The organism is Methylosinus sp. DMC45, assembly GCF_056313885.1.
Window position 1 is genome coordinate 1 of record NZ_JBQUZK010000018.1, and the last position, 14,669, is coordinate 14,669.

9 protein-coding genes and 5 pseudogenes are annotated in these 14,669 nt (G+C 54.7%); 7 read left to right on the forward strand and 7 right to left on the reverse strand.

Going from position 1 to position 14,669, the window contains the following annotated elements; all coding sequences use genetic code 11:
- Nucleotides 1–114, forward strand: a pseudogene (locus tag ACT53T_RS04565) (IS5/IS1182 family transposase); the annotation flags it as partial.
- Here the strand turns inward: ACT53T_RS04565 and ACT53T_RS04570 are convergent.
- Nucleotides 104–3,310 (reverse strand): efflux RND transporter permease subunit, encoded by a 3,207-nt coding sequence (locus tag ACT53T_RS04570; protein WP_476160307.1) that lies wholly within the window; start codon nucleotides 3,308–3,310, stop codon nucleotides 104–106. The pseudogene ACT53T_RS04565 and the gene ACT53T_RS04570 sit on opposite strands and share 11 nt — an antisense overlap.
- A 224-nt stretch (nucleotides 3,311–3,534) precedes the next feature.
- Here ACT53T_RS04570 and ACT53T_RS04575 point away from each other — a divergent pair, with 224 nt between their 5' ends.
- Complete coding sequence (locus tag ACT53T_RS04575; RefSeq protein ID WP_476160308.1) at nucleotides 3,535–4,677, forward strand: acyl-CoA dehydrogenase family protein; 1,143 nt, start codon at nucleotides 3,535–3,537, stop codon at nucleotides 4,675–4,677.
- 83 nt (nucleotides 4,678–4,760) lie between these two features.
- Nucleotides 4,761–4,940, forward strand: a pseudogene (locus ACT53T_RS04580) (IS701 family transposase); the annotation flags it as partial.
- 239 nt (nucleotides 4,941–5,179) lie between these two features.
- Here the strand turns inward: ACT53T_RS04580 and ACT53T_RS04585 are convergent.
- The 5 genes and pseudogenes from ACT53T_RS04585 to ACT53T_RS04605 all read right to left on the reverse strand — a co-directional run.
- Nucleotides 5,180–5,584 (reverse strand): annotated as a pseudogene (locus ACT53T_RS04585) (IS256 family transposase); the annotation flags it as partial.
- Nucleotides 5,573–5,698, reverse strand: a pseudogene (locus ACT53T_RS04590) (IS630 family transposase); the annotation flags it as partial. The pseudogenes ACT53T_RS04590 and ACT53T_RS04585, both read right to left, overlap by 12 nt.
- Nucleotides 5,699–6,222: 524 nt before the next feature.
- Nucleotides 6,223–7,563 (reverse strand): IS1380 family transposase, encoded by a 1,341-nt coding sequence (locus ACT53T_RS04595; RefSeq protein WP_476160319.1) that lies wholly within the window; start codon nucleotides 7,561–7,563, stop codon nucleotides 6,223–6,225.
- A gap of 418 nt (nucleotides 7,564–7,981) precedes the next feature.
- Nucleotides 7,982–9,367, reverse strand: a complete 1,386-nt coding sequence (locus tag ACT53T_RS04600) for a serine hydrolase domain-containing protein (protein WP_476160309.1) — start codon at nucleotides 9,365–9,367, stop codon at nucleotides 7,982–7,984.
- A 337-nt stretch (nucleotides 9,368–9,704) separates the two neighbouring features.
- On the reverse strand, nucleotides 9,705–10,454 hold the full coding sequence (locus ACT53T_RS04605) for a Stf0 family sulfotransferase (protein WP_476160310.1): 750 nt from the start codon (nucleotides 10,452–10,454) through the stop codon (nucleotides 9,705–9,707).
- 130 nt (nucleotides 10,455–10,584) lie between these two features.
- On the opposite strand from ACT53T_RS04605, the gene ACT53T_RS04610 reads away from it, so the two are divergent.
- The 4 genes and pseudogenes from ACT53T_RS04610 to istB all read left to right on the forward strand — a co-directional run bounded on the left by ACT53T_RS04610 (nucleotide 10,585) and on the right by istB (nucleotide 13,835).
- Nucleotides 10,585–11,345 (forward strand): IS5 family transposase gene (locus tag ACT53T_RS04610; RefSeq protein WP_476160311.1). Its coding sequence is split into 2 segments (ribosomal slippage): nucleotides 10,585–10,918 and nucleotides 10,918–11,345, totalling 762 coding nucleotides; the frame shifts between segments, so codons are not numbered across the junction.
- Between the two features lie 60 nt (nucleotides 11,346–11,405).
- A pseudogene (locus ACT53T_RS04615) lies at nucleotides 11,406–11,634 on the forward strand (transposase); the annotation flags it as partial.
- Nucleotides 11,635–11,702: 68 nt separating this feature from the next.
- The gene (locus ACT53T_RS04620; protein WP_476160312.1) at nucleotides 11,703–12,920 is read left to right on the forward strand and encodes an IS256 family transposase; all 1,218 of its coding nucleotides are present in this window, start codon (nucleotides 11,703–11,705) and stop codon (nucleotides 12,918–12,920) included.
- Nucleotides 12,921–13,043: 123 nt separating this feature from the next.
- Complete coding sequence (istB, locus tag ACT53T_RS04625) at nucleotides 13,044–13,835, forward strand: IS21-like element helper ATPase IstB (RefSeq protein WP_476160313.1); 792 nt, start codon at nucleotides 13,044–13,046, stop codon at nucleotides 13,833–13,835.
- A gap of 37 nt (nucleotides 13,836–13,872) precedes the next feature.
- On the opposite strand, the gene ACT53T_RS04630 is transcribed toward istB, so the two are convergent.
- The gene (locus ACT53T_RS04630; protein WP_476160314.1) at nucleotides 13,873–14,643 is read right to left on the reverse strand and encodes a DUF3102 domain-containing protein; all 771 of its coding nucleotides are present in this window, start codon (nucleotides 14,641–14,643) and stop codon (nucleotides 13,873–13,875) included.
- Nucleotides 14,644–14,669 lie beyond the last annotated feature (26 nt).

Consider the following 14,669-nt stretch of genomic DNA (forward strand, 5'->3'; position numbering starts at 1 on the left):
TTCGCCAAGCTCAAAGACTGGCGCCGCATTGCCACCCGTTACGATCGATGCGCACACGCCTTCTTCTCGGCTATATGCATCGCCGCCGCCGTCGCTTTCTATCTCAATCAATGAGTCCTGAGCCTAGACGAAGACGTTGCGTTAAGAATAGCGAAAATCGTTCGACAGAGAGGAAGACTACCGGTGTGGTATACAATGTGAGCAGCAAACTCGCGATCATTCCGCCTACGATCGATATTCCGAGAGGTTGGCGAATTTCTGCGCCTTCCCCGCTCCCCATCGCAAGGGGCAAAGCACTGAACAACGCGACCGCGGTAGTCATGATGATCGGTCGGAAGCGCTCAACACAAGCGTGCTGAATCGCGCGCATCGCGTCGAGCCTGTTACGGCGCTGAGCAGCGAGCGCGACGTCAACGATCATAATCGCGTTTTTCATCACGACGCCAATAAGAAATAACACGCCGATCATGGAGAACAGCGACAGATCAGTTCTTGTCAGCAAGAGCGTAAGGGCGGCCCCTGCGCCGGCCGACGGCAAGGTCGATAATATCGTCACCGGATGCAGAAAGCTCTCATAAAGGATGCCCAGGATGATATAAACGGCGACAACCGCCCCAAAGATCAGGACGGCGAAATTTCCGAGCAACTGCTCAAACGGGCCGCTAGGCGTCACGATTTCTCCGTGAAGTGAAGGGGGAGCCCCGATACGCGCCAACGACGCGCGAATGAGGGCATCTGCGTCAGCGAGAGTTTCGTTTAGCGCAAGATTGAAGGAAATCACAGTAACCGCGGCGTTGCCCCAATGATTGATCGCGAGCGGTGCCGCGGCCGGTTCCAAGCGGCTAAATACTGCGAGCGGAACTCCGCCGCTCTGTGCGTTGCCTGAGAGCTTTGGTGTCTTCAGGAGATCTCTTGTCGAGTGGAAACTTCCTGGGCGAATGCCAAATCCTCTGGCATCCACAACCGAGCCGGGCTCGTTCCCGCCGGGGTTCAAGACCAAATCCTCCAAGACGCTGCCGTGCGAGATGAACCGTTGATCTAGTTCCATAACCACATGATATTGATTGGTTGGCGTGTAGAGTGTCGACACCTGACGTTGACCAAATGCGTCATTGAGTTCATTGTCGATTTGGTTGACCCTGAAATTTAAGCGCGCCGCGTTATCGCGATCAATCACGACGCGAGTCGAGATGCTCTTATCCTGTTGATCGGAGGTTACATCGATCAGTCTCCCGCTATTTCTGAGAGCATCCGTCAATATTGGTGCCCAGAATTGAAGCTCGCGGAGATCATCGGCTTGCAATAAATAGAAATAATTGGCAGTGCCGGAGGCTACGGTGAAAGCTATGTCCTGAACGGAGCGAAGTGCGACGGTCGCTCCTGGGATTTTACTCAAGGGCCCCCGAAGCCGCGCTATAACTTCATCCGCAGAGACTTTGCGCTCTTTGCGGGGTTTCAGCCACACGAGGAGATCAGCTCGATTGTTCGACGTGGGTCCGAAGAGATTCCCGCCTAGCGTGCCAGTCGCGGATAAAGTGGCGGGATCGTTCTGCAGAATCGCGATCGCCTTTTCGAGCTTCTCCTTCATTACTCCAAACGACGCATTTTGATCCGCGATAATATTACCTCGCACGCGGCCTGTGTCCTGAAAGGGGAACAGGCTCTTAGGAACCGATAAAAAGAGAAAGAGATTTAGGAGTATCACTCCTGTCAGCGCTGCAATTGTCACACGCGGATGATCAAGAGCCACAGACAACGAACGCGCATAAGCGCTCGTTATCGAATTGAATGTGGTCTTTCCCGCTACGAATGGACGGCCCGTTACGCGACCTCGTAACAGACGTCCGCACAACATCGGCGTGGTCGTCAAAGATAAGATCATCGAAACGATGATGGCTATCGAGAGCACGATTGCGAACTCCCGTAACATTCGCCCGATGACCCCACCCAGAAATGAGACCGGGACAAAGACTGCGATGAGCGACAGGCTCATCGCCAATATAGTGAAATCAACCTCGCGAACACTGTCGATCGCCGCATCGAGAGGACGAATTCCAGCTTCGATTCGGCGCATCGTGGGCTCGACGACGACGATCGCGTCGTCGACGATAACGCCTGTCGCTATCGTCAATGCCATCAGCGACAAATGATTGAGAGAATAGTTCAAAAGGTACATGAAACCAAACGTGATGATTAGTGTGGCGGGAACGACGATAGTTGAGATCAACATCAACCGTCCGTCACGTAGAAACGCAAAGACAACTAGGATTACGAGCACGATGGTGATTAATAGCGCAAGCCTTAATTCTTGGATAGACTCTCGAATAGTCAACGTCCTGTCTTGGACAACATCCATTTTCAGATCGGCCGGCAGCGCAGCCGCAAGAGCCGGCAGAATTTCGCGCACCCGATCCACCATCTCGACCATATTTGCGTCCGGTTGAGGCCACAAAATCACTTGCACAGCCGGAACACCGTTAGTCACGCCGAGAGTGCGCAAATCTTCGACGGAATCGACAGCTTCGCCGAGATCAGAAATTCGAATGGGGCGGCCATTACGAAAAGCGACGATGAGGTTTCGGTAATCCGCTGCTTTGAACCCTTGATCATTTGTATAGATCTGCAACCGAGCGTCGCCGGTCTCGACCGCCCCCTTCGCCATATTGACGTTCGAAGTTGCGATCGCCGTGCGAATTTCTTCGAAAGAGACGCCGTATTTAGACGCAACGTTACGATTCAGCTCGATTCTCACTCCAGGCAGAGCACTGCCGACGATCGATACGCGTCCAACGCCCTCGATCTGCGCGAGCTTTTGCTGCAGGAAAATGGTCGCCGCGTCATAGATTGCGCTTTGAGAGAATGTGGAGGAAGTCAGGGAGAGGATCAGGACGGGATTTTGGTTGGGGTTCGCTTTCGTATAGGTCGGATTGGCGACGAGGGTCGCGGGCAGGTCGGCGCGAGCGGAGTTTATCGCCGCCTGGACGTCACTTGCGGCCCCGCCGATGCTGCGTCCAAGTCCAAATTCCACGACGATCAAGGTCAAACCAGTTATACTTTGTGATTGCATTTCCTTTACGTCTGCAATCCGCGCCAAATGGCGCTCAAGAGGTGTCGCTACCGACGAAGCCATCGTCTCCGGCCCGGCACCGGGCATAATTGCCGAAATGGCTATCGTCGGATAATCGACCCGCGGAAAGGGCGCGATCGCCAAAAAAAAATAGGAGCCAAGCCCTGCAAGCACGAAGCCGATAGTCAAGAGCGTCGTTGCTACTGGCTTCGTGATCGCCGCGCGAATCAAATTCTTAATCACGTTAAATCCTTAATATTATACCTTGCAGATTGGTAAAAAATCAACATCCGCGCAAGTGAGCGGATCGTCGATTTCGCCTTCCTGCCGGAGAGCGACAACTCTATACTCAGTTATGGCGTAACCTTCTTGGAGCTTCAGGTCGGCTGCACACCAACCCGTATTACGCCGCCCCTCACACCGTCATTATCCACTTTCCAGCATAACTCGTTTCTGGGGAATAGCGGATGTTAAAAATTTCAAATCGTGCTTCTGGCGACGAATTTCTCGACTCGTTTCGTGATCGGGTGAGGCGATTTCTAAGACGTGAGTTCGCGCCGAATATTACCCGATGGGAAGAAGCGGGAATTGTCGAGAGGAACTTCTGGCAAAAGGCTGGTGCTGCCGGACTCTTATGTCCCTCCGTGTCCGCCCAATATGGTGGGCCTGGTCTCGATTTTCGCTACAACGCGGTTATAAATGAGGAGTTAAGCTACGCTGGCTCAGCCGACACGATTACTCCGCAGTCGGATATAGCGGTCGGCTATATCCAGCGTTATGGCTCAGAGGAGCAAAAGCAGCGTTGGCTCCCTGGAATGGTTTCTGGGAAGGTAATTTGCGCAATCGCAATGACGGAGCCAGTGGCGGGATCCGATTTACAAGGCATAAACACCACTGCATGCCGTGATAGAGATGACTACGTCGTGAATGGCTCGAAGACCTACATTACTAATGGTCAGAATGCCGATCTTATCATCGTTCTCGCCAAGACCTCCTTGGAAGCGGAGGCGAAAAGCATGAGTCTCATCCTTGTCGAGTCCGATCGGCCGGGTTTTCGCCGTGGTCGTAATCTCGATAAAATTGGACAACGCTCCTCCGACACCAGCGAGTTATTTTTTGGCGATGTGCGGGTGCCGGTCTCAAATCGTCTCGGTGACGAAGGTTGGGGTTTCCTTTATCTCGTCAATGAACTTGTGCAGGAGCGACTATCGATTTCTATAAGTGCGCAGTCAGCCGCGCAACGCGCCTATGATGAAGCGCTAAACTTCGCCAAGGAACGGAAAGCTTTTGGCAAGACAATCTTTGAGTTCCAAAATACTCGTTTTACGCTTGCGGATATGGCTGCGAAACTCCAAATAGGATGGGCGCATCTTGATTGGGCAATCCTTCGGCACGTTCAGGGCCAGTTCACTGCTGCGGAGGCGTCGGCATGCAAGCTCTGGCACACAGAGACGCATTGGGAGATCATTGACCGCGCCTTACAGCTTCATGGAGGTGCAGGTTACATGAACGAGTTTCCGATAGCCAAGATCTGGCGGGATGCTCGTGCCCGCCGGATCTATGGAGGAAGTTCCGAAATAATGAAGGAACTGCTTGGCCGCAGTCTTTGATCCAATCGTTCTAGAATTACAGTTGCGTATTTAGACGGTTTCTGACTCACTGGGCCACCATGATTCGGCTCGGGGGTCATGGGATGTCGGGAGCTTCGATCGAGACGACGCTGGAGTTGTGGGCGTCGTCGCTGCGTGATGTGAAACGTCGGATGCATCCGCTGTTCACGCAAGACCGCGTGGCGAGATCGGCGGAGGATTTCCTCGACGGCCTGCTCGACGAAGAGCGACGCAAGACGGGCTGCATGCGGGCGGAAGGTAGTGTCTCAGTTTGAATTTTATCGCCACGCTGGCCCGTCGTAGTCGTCTGGGGGCTCGATAGTAGTCCAGCGCGCCGCGATCTCGTCACACGAAATTACCCAGGGGTTGGATAGATGCCTCAAGCGGGGCGCAGGCCGTCAGGCGGCGACGGTCGCCATTATGGTCTGGAATGCGCCGGCGCCGCCGATTGCAGCGGTGTCGACCGTAGTGCGGACCGCGGTTTCGTAATCGGCGGACCACAAAGCCCCAGAATGTCCTTGGTTCCGTCCGGCGTGACGCCGAGCGCGACATAGACGGCCTTGTTGCGAACCAGGCCCTCATCGCGGATTTTGACGCGCAGGGCGTAGAAAAAAACCAAGGGATACATCGCCTCGAGCGGCCGGTTCTGCCATTCGGCGACAGCCTCCAGCACGGCGTCGGCGACCGTCGAAATCAGATCGGGCGAGACTTCCAGACCGTAGAGCTCGAGCAAATGGCCCTGGATCTCGCGCACCGTCATGCCGCGCGCATACATCGACACGATTTTCTCGTCGAAGCCGGGAAAGCGCCGCTGATAGCGCGCGATCGGCTTGGGATCGAAGCTCCCCTCCCGGTCCCGCGGGACCCTGATGTCGATCTTCGACGTCTCGGTCAGCACGGTCTTCTCCTTGTGGCTCCTCAGATTGTTCATCACGACGATGTCGCCCGGTGAGAGCGTCGGAACGAAGACCTGATCGACATAGGCCTGGAACCATCGACCGTTGATCGGGCCGTCGAGAATCGGCTTTCTGGTTGCTGAACGCATCGAAGCTGCCGCGCAGCGTTTTTCCATCGACGGCAATCGCCGTCAGCCCCTCCACGGTGGGCGGTGCCGGTATGCTCGCGGCATGACGTCGAAACGCCGCCTCCAACGCTGCGGGATCGACGCCTTGCAGGATCAGCCGCAGACCGGTGTAGGTTGGCGTGTACGGCAGCTTCAGGCCGAAGGCGTCGTTCAATCGCAGACGATGCGCGCGAATGAACTCATGCATCTGCCGATAGGAATTTGGCCCCGGCGACCATGGCTAGGATCGCATCGAGCAGCACAGTCGAAGGATCGAACCGGATCGTGTCCCAGAGCGTGGTGTAGCTAGCCGCAATTATGCAGCGTTTGACGGGCTCGCGCGGTGAAGTGGAACATTTTTCGGGTTCGAGATGACGCGCGCGCAGCGCCAGCGGCTCCGGCGGCGGGCCGGAGTTTCGAGCGGCGAAAGCTTGGGGGTGGACGGAAAAGGATTCGGATTTCGGGGGCGCTCGCCCCGCCGGTCATGTCGCGAGGCGCGGAATGCGCGAGAGCGCGATGCGGAAGAATTGCTGATCGGGACAGCTCGTCGGCAGATGGATTTTGATGGCGGTCTTCATCTCGACGACACGCGCGGCGATCTTCACGAGGCGCAAGCGCAGAGTGTCGAACTGAGCCGTCCGCCAAGCCGAGCGCTTGGGCGCCGCCATGCGCAGGCCCCACAGAATCCAATAGGCGCCGGCGTGCAGAAACAAGCGAAGCTGATTGGCCGTCGCCTTCATGCATGAGGTGCGGTCGGCGCAAAGATGCGTCTTCCAGGATTTGATATGGTTCTCGGCCTGCCCGCGGCGGCAGTAGACATCTTCATAGAGACGGCGGGCGTTGCGGGCCTCGAGATTGGTGACGACGAAGCGCGTGTCGACGCCGTCTGGCCCGGCTTCGGTTCGCGCGATGATGCGCTCGACTCTGCTCCAGCTCTGCGCGCCGTCGAGGAATTCCTTGTAGCGCCGCGCCTTGCCGACCGAAGGCGCCGCTTCGAACACGGCCTTGGTTCTGGCCTCGAGGCGGAGGATATGCGATCTCAGCGTCGTCGTCGGGGCGACGCCGAAGATGAAGTCGAGGCCATTGGCGCGGCAGAAATCGATCGTCTCGGGCGTGCAATAATGGCTGTCGGCGCGCAGCAGAATTTTCGTTCTCGGCCAATTGGCGCGAATGCCGCGCAGCAGCCGGCGCAGGAAGCGCTCGGCCTCCTTCCCGCTGGGGCGCTTTGCCGGCCGCAGCATGGCGGAGACGAAGCGGCCGGAGCCGTCGAAGACGACGATCGGCTGAAAGCCGTATTCGTCATGATGCGCGTTGAAAAGGCGGAGCTGCTGTCCGCCATGGACGGCGTCGAAAGTGTCGTCGATATCGAGGGTGACGCGCTCTGGAACGCGCTGGAACGACTCGCAATAGAGATCGACCATGGCGCGGCCCATGCGCAGCAGAGCGCGGGCGTCGGGTAGATTCTCGAAGCGCGAGATCGTCGATTGCGAGGCGAGCTCGCGCTCGGACGGCGCGACGCCTTGCGCCATCTTGAACATCGGATCGCCGCGCAGAGCCGAGGCGTCGTTGCCGTCCTCATAGCCGGCGCCGATCATGAGCAGGCGAAAGCGAATGATGTCGGCGAGCGTGTGGGTGACGAGATCGGGATCGCGCGGATCGCGGATGCAGCCAGCGAGCCGCTCGGCGACGCGCAGGCGCTGCTCGATCTCACGCAGCAGCAGCAGTCCGCCATCGGAGGACAAGAGGCCGCCGTCGAATTTGGCGACGACAGGCTTGCCGGAAACAGGTGACAGGCCGGAAAGCGGCAGCGTAGGATCGTTCATGGCGGGCGTGGCGGCTTCGAAATGGCGCGAGTTGGATTCCGACAACCGAACTCTACGCCAAATCAAAAGGCTGTACCACTCCCGTCAACCTCCCATGAATTTTCCGGGCTAGGGTCAGGACCCATAAAAGTGTTGGCATGAACAGAGCGATGTGATTCACGGCTCTCGAGGGGGAGCGCCGATGAATCGGGATCATTTCTGGCTGACCGACGAACAATTCGTCAAAAGCGCGCCGCTTCTGGGCCATCCTCGACCTCTTCGCGCAGTCTCCACCCAAGCGCTGTCCTCATTGTGAGAAACTTCTCGCGAAACGCTTCAGGCCAAATCTGCCAAAGTAGTGCTAGATCGAGACGGACATCGGGATTTCCAACTTTGTCGGGAATGGAAAGCGGTCACCGCGAACAGCTTGTCGATGAGATCATCGCTCGCCGGAATGTTCTGGCTTCCAATCTGATTTTCGCCATAGGATCTTACCATCCCACAAATGAGTAGTCATCGCATTGGCGTTACTGATACGAAAATACATCTTTCGATATGGCGGAAAGAAGTTATATAAATGACGTTGATTGTGATTAATAACTTGGAATAGGCAATTATCTATTTGTTCAAGCAGAACAGGAGCGCATTCTCCGCACGATTCAAGGTCATCGCGTCTTGTTGCCACTGGATCTGCTGTCATAATTATTGATAAATATTGGCCAGATTGTTTTACGCGAATTGTAGTATCTAATGTTTGATACGTGCCTTCAAAGCATCCTAATTGTAGATTACCATTTTTTGGCGTTTTTATTATCGGTCCGTGAAATAGGTTGTATGACAGAATTTCCTTTGGAAACATTTTCCCAAATAGGCTATGGAACACATGCACAGGATACATGTTTGACGTCATGACGATAGAAATTGTTCCATCCCATGACTTTCTAATGAGTGTACATCCACCGCTACATTCCGCTTCAGAGTCGTCATATCGTTCCCACGGGCCGGCAAGCCTATAGTTGAAACCCAGACTTCCAGGTAAGTCATGTGTTCGAAATTTGAAATTACTTCTTTGAGAAAAAGCCAATACAGACATCCATTCCGCACATGATAGCGCTAACGAGCCACCCGTGACAGGGCAAAAACTATCACTACGCGATGGAATCTCTTTTATTCCTTGCGCTAATTTATACCTCTTTGCAACAGATGATATACGATATGACGCGCTATAATTTTGTCCTGATGAATTAATAGATGGCACTATTACATTATTTACAACTGCTTCGAACCAGTTGCAATTTAGTACCTGTTCTACAATAGCTGCCAATATAATATAGCCTATGTATCCTTTTGAGGACATTTCACCGGGCCGGAAATTTCTATTCAGTACTTTGCACAACATATCAAGATCTTTTGTTCTAATGCCATTTATGTCAGTGAGCTGATAAAATGGAAATAAGGCAGGTTCTTCTATACCATGAGTATAATGAAGCAGATTTTCGATCGAAATGTCTCCAAATTTATTAACAATTGTTTTCAGTTCTGTAAATTTAAAATCTCCAATTTTCGTATTAAAATCCATAATGCCTCGGTTTACTAGCTCACAAATGAGGGTTGCGGTCAGAAGCTTCGTCGCGCATCCTGCGAATGCCTTTGTATCCGTTGAAAATCGCGCTGTTCCATTGACATTTTCTACACCAGCTGAGAATTGAAATAGGCTTCCTTCAACGGATATTAGAATTGCAGCTCCCGGCATCCCTGCCCAGTTGATTTCCTCTCTCAACCTACTTGATATCTCAGCGAAATCGAAATTCACATTCGTGGCCATATCCTGCTCTCGCTGTTGTTTGCGGGTCGCGGTGGTGTAGGGACTGCGTGTTGATGGCCTAGCGCGTTCTTTAGCATGAAGAAGCACCGTTTGGTCAGAGAGTCTGGGCAAAGTAACAGATACGGGCCACCTCACCAAGAGCACTGCGTGGGGACACGGGGCCAAGTTCGAATATTATTTCGTGGAAAAGCTAGTTTTAATTATGCGAAAGTCATCCAATAATGTCAAATATCTGTTGATTAATTTTTACATATCTACTGCCGTAATGACGGTAGCCGTGAATTACGTATACGATATGTGCAACAAATATTATTAACTATTTTCTAGATTACATAATCTACAATGCCAAAAGCAGATCAGGATCTACGTCTCGCCTAAAATGATCTAGCCATTCAATATTTGTTTGATCTGATTGCTTGTCAACCGGGGGCAGCCATACTTTTAATGGGGCTTCGGTCACATGCAGGAAACAACAGATCTCATCGATCAAGCTAGCAGGGGAAGCAAGAAACTCCTCATAGGAAATGGAAAGTATTGGGCCACGGAACGATTGTAACCAATTAGTCCAAGCCGTTTCCTGATTATTTACTTCTTTTAAGCACGCATTCAAAAAGTCCTTACTGTAGAAAAGTGGCTGACGAACCGGTGCGGCTAATGACATCCATGCATTTGATTGAATTGCTTTTGCTAAAGAGACTGCCTGAGCCAATTTGTCTTGACGCCTTATCCTGATCACCCACATATTTTGAACGAAGTCAGATGAAAGCGTGCCCGAATTTATGGCATCATCAAAATGATGGAAAAGCGCCTTGAAGCCGAAGACTCCATTGGGTCCTGTTCGGCAAGATATTACTCGATGAAGATAGTCTGCAGAGCTCGAATTCAGACGCTTCATCATATTATGCATGCCTACCTCGTAGTTAAAGTATTCCCAGGGCGCTCCTAAAACTCCAGTCTCCCACAAGGAGCGACATAGATGACTACTTCCAGATCGATGTGATGCGGCAATTAGATATTTCTTTGTTGGGGCTGACTGAACCTTGAAGTCAAATCTTTCACTGTAGAATATGCCTATCTCTCTCATCATAGGTTCCTGTGCATTGGTGGAGTTAAGAAAACCATCGATATTTTAGCTGTTATGTCGCAATTCTGTCTAGGCTCAGGACCTATTAATTTCGAGTAAGGCGTGATTCAAGGTCTCCGATATGGAGGCTTTGATGGGTGATTTGTTTTTGCTCAGCGAAACGCAGATGGCGAGAATTTCCCCTCATTTTCCCCTGGCGCACGGCGTGCCGCGGGTGGACGACCGCCGCGTGGTCAGCGGGATCGTCTACGTTATCAAGAACGGCCTGCAATGGAAGGACGCCCCGAAGGAGTATGGACCGCCCAAGACGCTCTACAATCGCTTCATCCGATGGAGCCGGCTCGGCGTCTTCGATCGCATCTTTGCCGCGCTCGCAGGAGAAGGGCCGAAACCGGAGCGGATCATGATCGACTCCACTCATTTGAAGGCGCATTGGACGGCGGCGAGCCTCCTAAAAAAGGGGCTCTTTCCCGCTGTATCGGCCGCACGAAAGGCGGGCTGAACTCCAAGCTCCACGTCGTCTGCGATGGCGCCGGCAAGCCGCTCGTCATGATGCTGACCGAAGGGCAGATGAGCGATCACAAAGGCGCGAGGCCGATGCTCGACGCGCTGCCGCCGTCCTCGGCGCTGATCGCCGATCGCGGCTACGACAGCGACTGGTTTCGCCGAGCGCTCGCGGAGCGCGGGACCGAGCCCTGCATTCCGCCGACGAAGAGCCGTAAGAAGCCTCTCGATTACGACAAGGGGCTCTACCGGCAACGTCACAAGATCGAGAACCTCTTCGCCAAGCTCAAAGACTGGCGGCGCATCGCCACTCGTTACGATCGATGCGCGCACGCCTTCTTCTCGGCCATATGCATCGCCGCCGCTGTCGCCTTCTATCTCAATCAATGAGTCCTGAGCCAAGCGGAATGCGACCAAGCTGCATCGTCGCCGCGTGCTGCAAAGTAATTCGTGTATGCGCGGGGCATGACGGTGCGCGAGATCCAGGGCCATTTGCTCGAGCTCTACGGCCTGGAGAGGTCTCGCCCGATCTGATCTCGACGGTCACCGACTCCGTGCTGGAAACGGTCGCCGAATGGCAGAATCGGCCGCTCGATGCGATTTATCCCTCGGTCCTCTCGATGCATTGCGCGTCAAAATCCGCGATAAGGGCCTGGTCCGCAACAAGGCGGTCTATATTGGGCACGAGCGGGGAGTGTCAGGAATTTCGTGTGTGGGCGGGCATGATGGAGAAGAAGGAGATCTCCCATGGCCCGACGCAAAGAGCCCCGCATCCCTGACGCGCTTTTGGACCAGTTGCTGGCCGGCGCCGATCCCAAGACGGCCTTCGACCCGAACGGCCTGCTCGACGATCTGAAGAAGGCGTTGGCCGAGCGCGCCCTCAACGCCGAGATGGATCACCACCTTGCGACCGGCGAGGCGGCGAACAGCCGGAACGGCTACGGTCGGAAGTCGGTGGTGACCGACACCGGCAAGATCGATCTGGAGATACCTCGGGATCGGCAGGCGACCTTCGATCCGCAGTTGATCGCCAAATACCAAAGGCGGTTCCCCGGCTTCGACGACAAGATCATCTCGATGTATGCGCGCCGCATGAGCACGCGGGAGATCGTCGGCCATTTGCGCGAACTCTACGGCGTCGACGTCTCGCCCGATCTGATCAGCGCGGTGACCGACGCCGTTCTCGACGAGGTCGCCGCCTGGCAGGCGCGACCGCTGGAGACGACCTATCCGCTGGTCTTCTTCGACGCGATCCGGGTGAAGATCCGCGACGAGGGCTTGGTCCGCAACAAGGCGGTCCACGTCGCCCTCGGCGTACGGGCCGACGGCGTCAAGGAGATCCTCGGGCTGTGGCTGGAGCAGAACAAGAGCGCCAAATTCTGGCTGCGGGTCATGAACGAACTGCGCAATCGCGGCGTCGAGGACATTCTGATCGCCGTCGTCGACGGTTTGAAGGGCTTTCCCGATGCGATCCAGGCGGTCTTTCCCGAGACGATGGTCCAGACCTGTATTGTCCACCTGTTGCGGCTCAGCCTCGATTTCGTATCCTGGAAGGATCGCAAGGCCGTGGTCGCCGAGTTGAAGCCGATCTACCAGGCGCTCGACGACGAGGCCGGCGTTGCGGCCCTCGGCGCCTTCGAAGCGAGCGATTGGGGGCGGAAATATCCGGCGATCGCCCAGAGTTGGCGCCGCGCCTGGGGCGAGGTTATCCCGTTCTTCGCCTTCCCGAAGGAGGTCCGTCGGCTCATCTATACCACGAATGCCATCGAGGCGCTGAATTCGAAGCTGCGGCGCGCCGTCCGCGCCCGGGGACACTTCCCCTCCGACGAGGCCACGCTGAAGCTGCTGTTCCTGGTCTTGAACCGGACCGAGAATGAGTGGACGATGCCGGCAGGTGAGTGGAGCCTGGCCAAGGCGCAATTCGCCATCCTCTTCGGCGAGCGCTTCACAAGAGCGATGGTCTGACGATGTTCAACCCGCCCGCCCACACACGAAATTCCTGACACTCCCCACGAGCGTTACGACGCGCTGCGCAAAGGTCGGGAGGCGCACCATGCGTCATAATCACCCGCCGGCGCCATCGTCATCATGCTGTGCAGTCTCAAAATGCACGGCATGGCGCAAGCCGTCAGCGAGCTGACCGAGCAAGGCTCCCCGGCCTTCGAGGCCGCGCTGCCGATCCTGTCGCAATTCTCGAAGGCGGAAACCGCCGACCGGGAGGTGAGATCGATCGCCTACCAACTCGAGGCCGCGCGGTTCCCGAACTACCGAGATCTCGCCGGCTTCGACTTCGCCAGCAGTGAGGTCAATGAGGCGCTCGCGCGCCGGCTTCATCGCTGTGAGTTCCTCGAGGATGCCCATAATGCCGTCCTGGTCGGGGGACCTGGTACGGGCAAGACGCATCTGGCGACAGCGATCGGCGTCCAGGCGATCCAGCATCACAGAAAGCGCGTCCGGTTCTTCTCCACCGTCGAGCTCGTCAACGCGCGCGAAACTGAAAGGCGCCAAGGCAAGTCGGGCCAAGTCGCGGCGCGGCTCGTTCATTCCGATCTCGTCATCCTCGATGAGCTCGGTTACCTGCCGTTCAGCGGCTCCGGCGGGGCGCTGCTGTTCCATCTGCTGAGCAAAATCAACGAGCGGACCAGCGTCATCATCACGACAAATCTCAGTTTCGGCGAATGGGCCGCCGTCTTCGGGGACGCCAAGATGACGATGGCTCTGCTCGATCGCCTCACCCACCGCTGCCACATCCTCGAAACCGGGAACGACAGCTTCCGATTCAAGGACAGCTCGGCGGAGGCGGACAAACCAGCAAAGGACAAGACCAAAACCTGTGCCTCCATCCGCCTCATGCTCAGAAGACTTTGCAATCAAGCATGAAGTTCACGGACAGATTCTCACAAAGCCATTTCTACACCTATTCGTCGAAAACAAAGTCGTCGCAATCACGTTCTGCCAGCTCTGAGGAGCGATGGACTCCTTCGACAGGATCATGCAATTTTAGTAATTCCAGCTTTTCAGTCGAATTTAACTCAACAAATTGAAACGCAGTGGATAACAACTTCGCTGATATTCCGAGTAGACTCTCGCTTGTAAGTACAGATCTAATATATATAAGATCGTTATGTCCAATTATATTTGTAAGAAAACGTATCATATCAATAATCTCGGGTGGACAAATGCGTTTGTCTGGCGCTATTTGCTCATCTACGTCTAGATCGGTCCGTAATGAACTTGATGATTGAGTGGCTTGGCGATAAGCGCGTAAACGTAACCGAACATCCTTAACAGTAATGGCTTCACCTCGTTGAAAAGCCGACAATACTTCTTCGGCAAGCTCGGAAGGAGTTGAACTGCCAGCCAAAATATAGAGCATCGAGGCTGGCAAATGCGCGACGTTCACGCTTTTGCCGTGCACCCAATGGGCAACTTTCATGTAATCTTGAGCAGTGCGTGCGGGCAACCCCACCTCTGCCTCGACCCAACGTATAAAGCCTCCATGTGATAGATAATGCTTCGCATTAATGAGGTCATTACCAATTTGGATAATTGATTTGCCGATCGCTTTTCGGACACGTTCAGCGTGGGTTCTGAGAAAGTTGGCTACTTTAGGATCGAGCTCGCTGTAATCGAATTTTTCTGCCAAGTGCTCGTGCAAACTGACGTTACCGCTTTTCTCTTTCGTCATTTTACGGCTCCAACAGCAAATTGAAT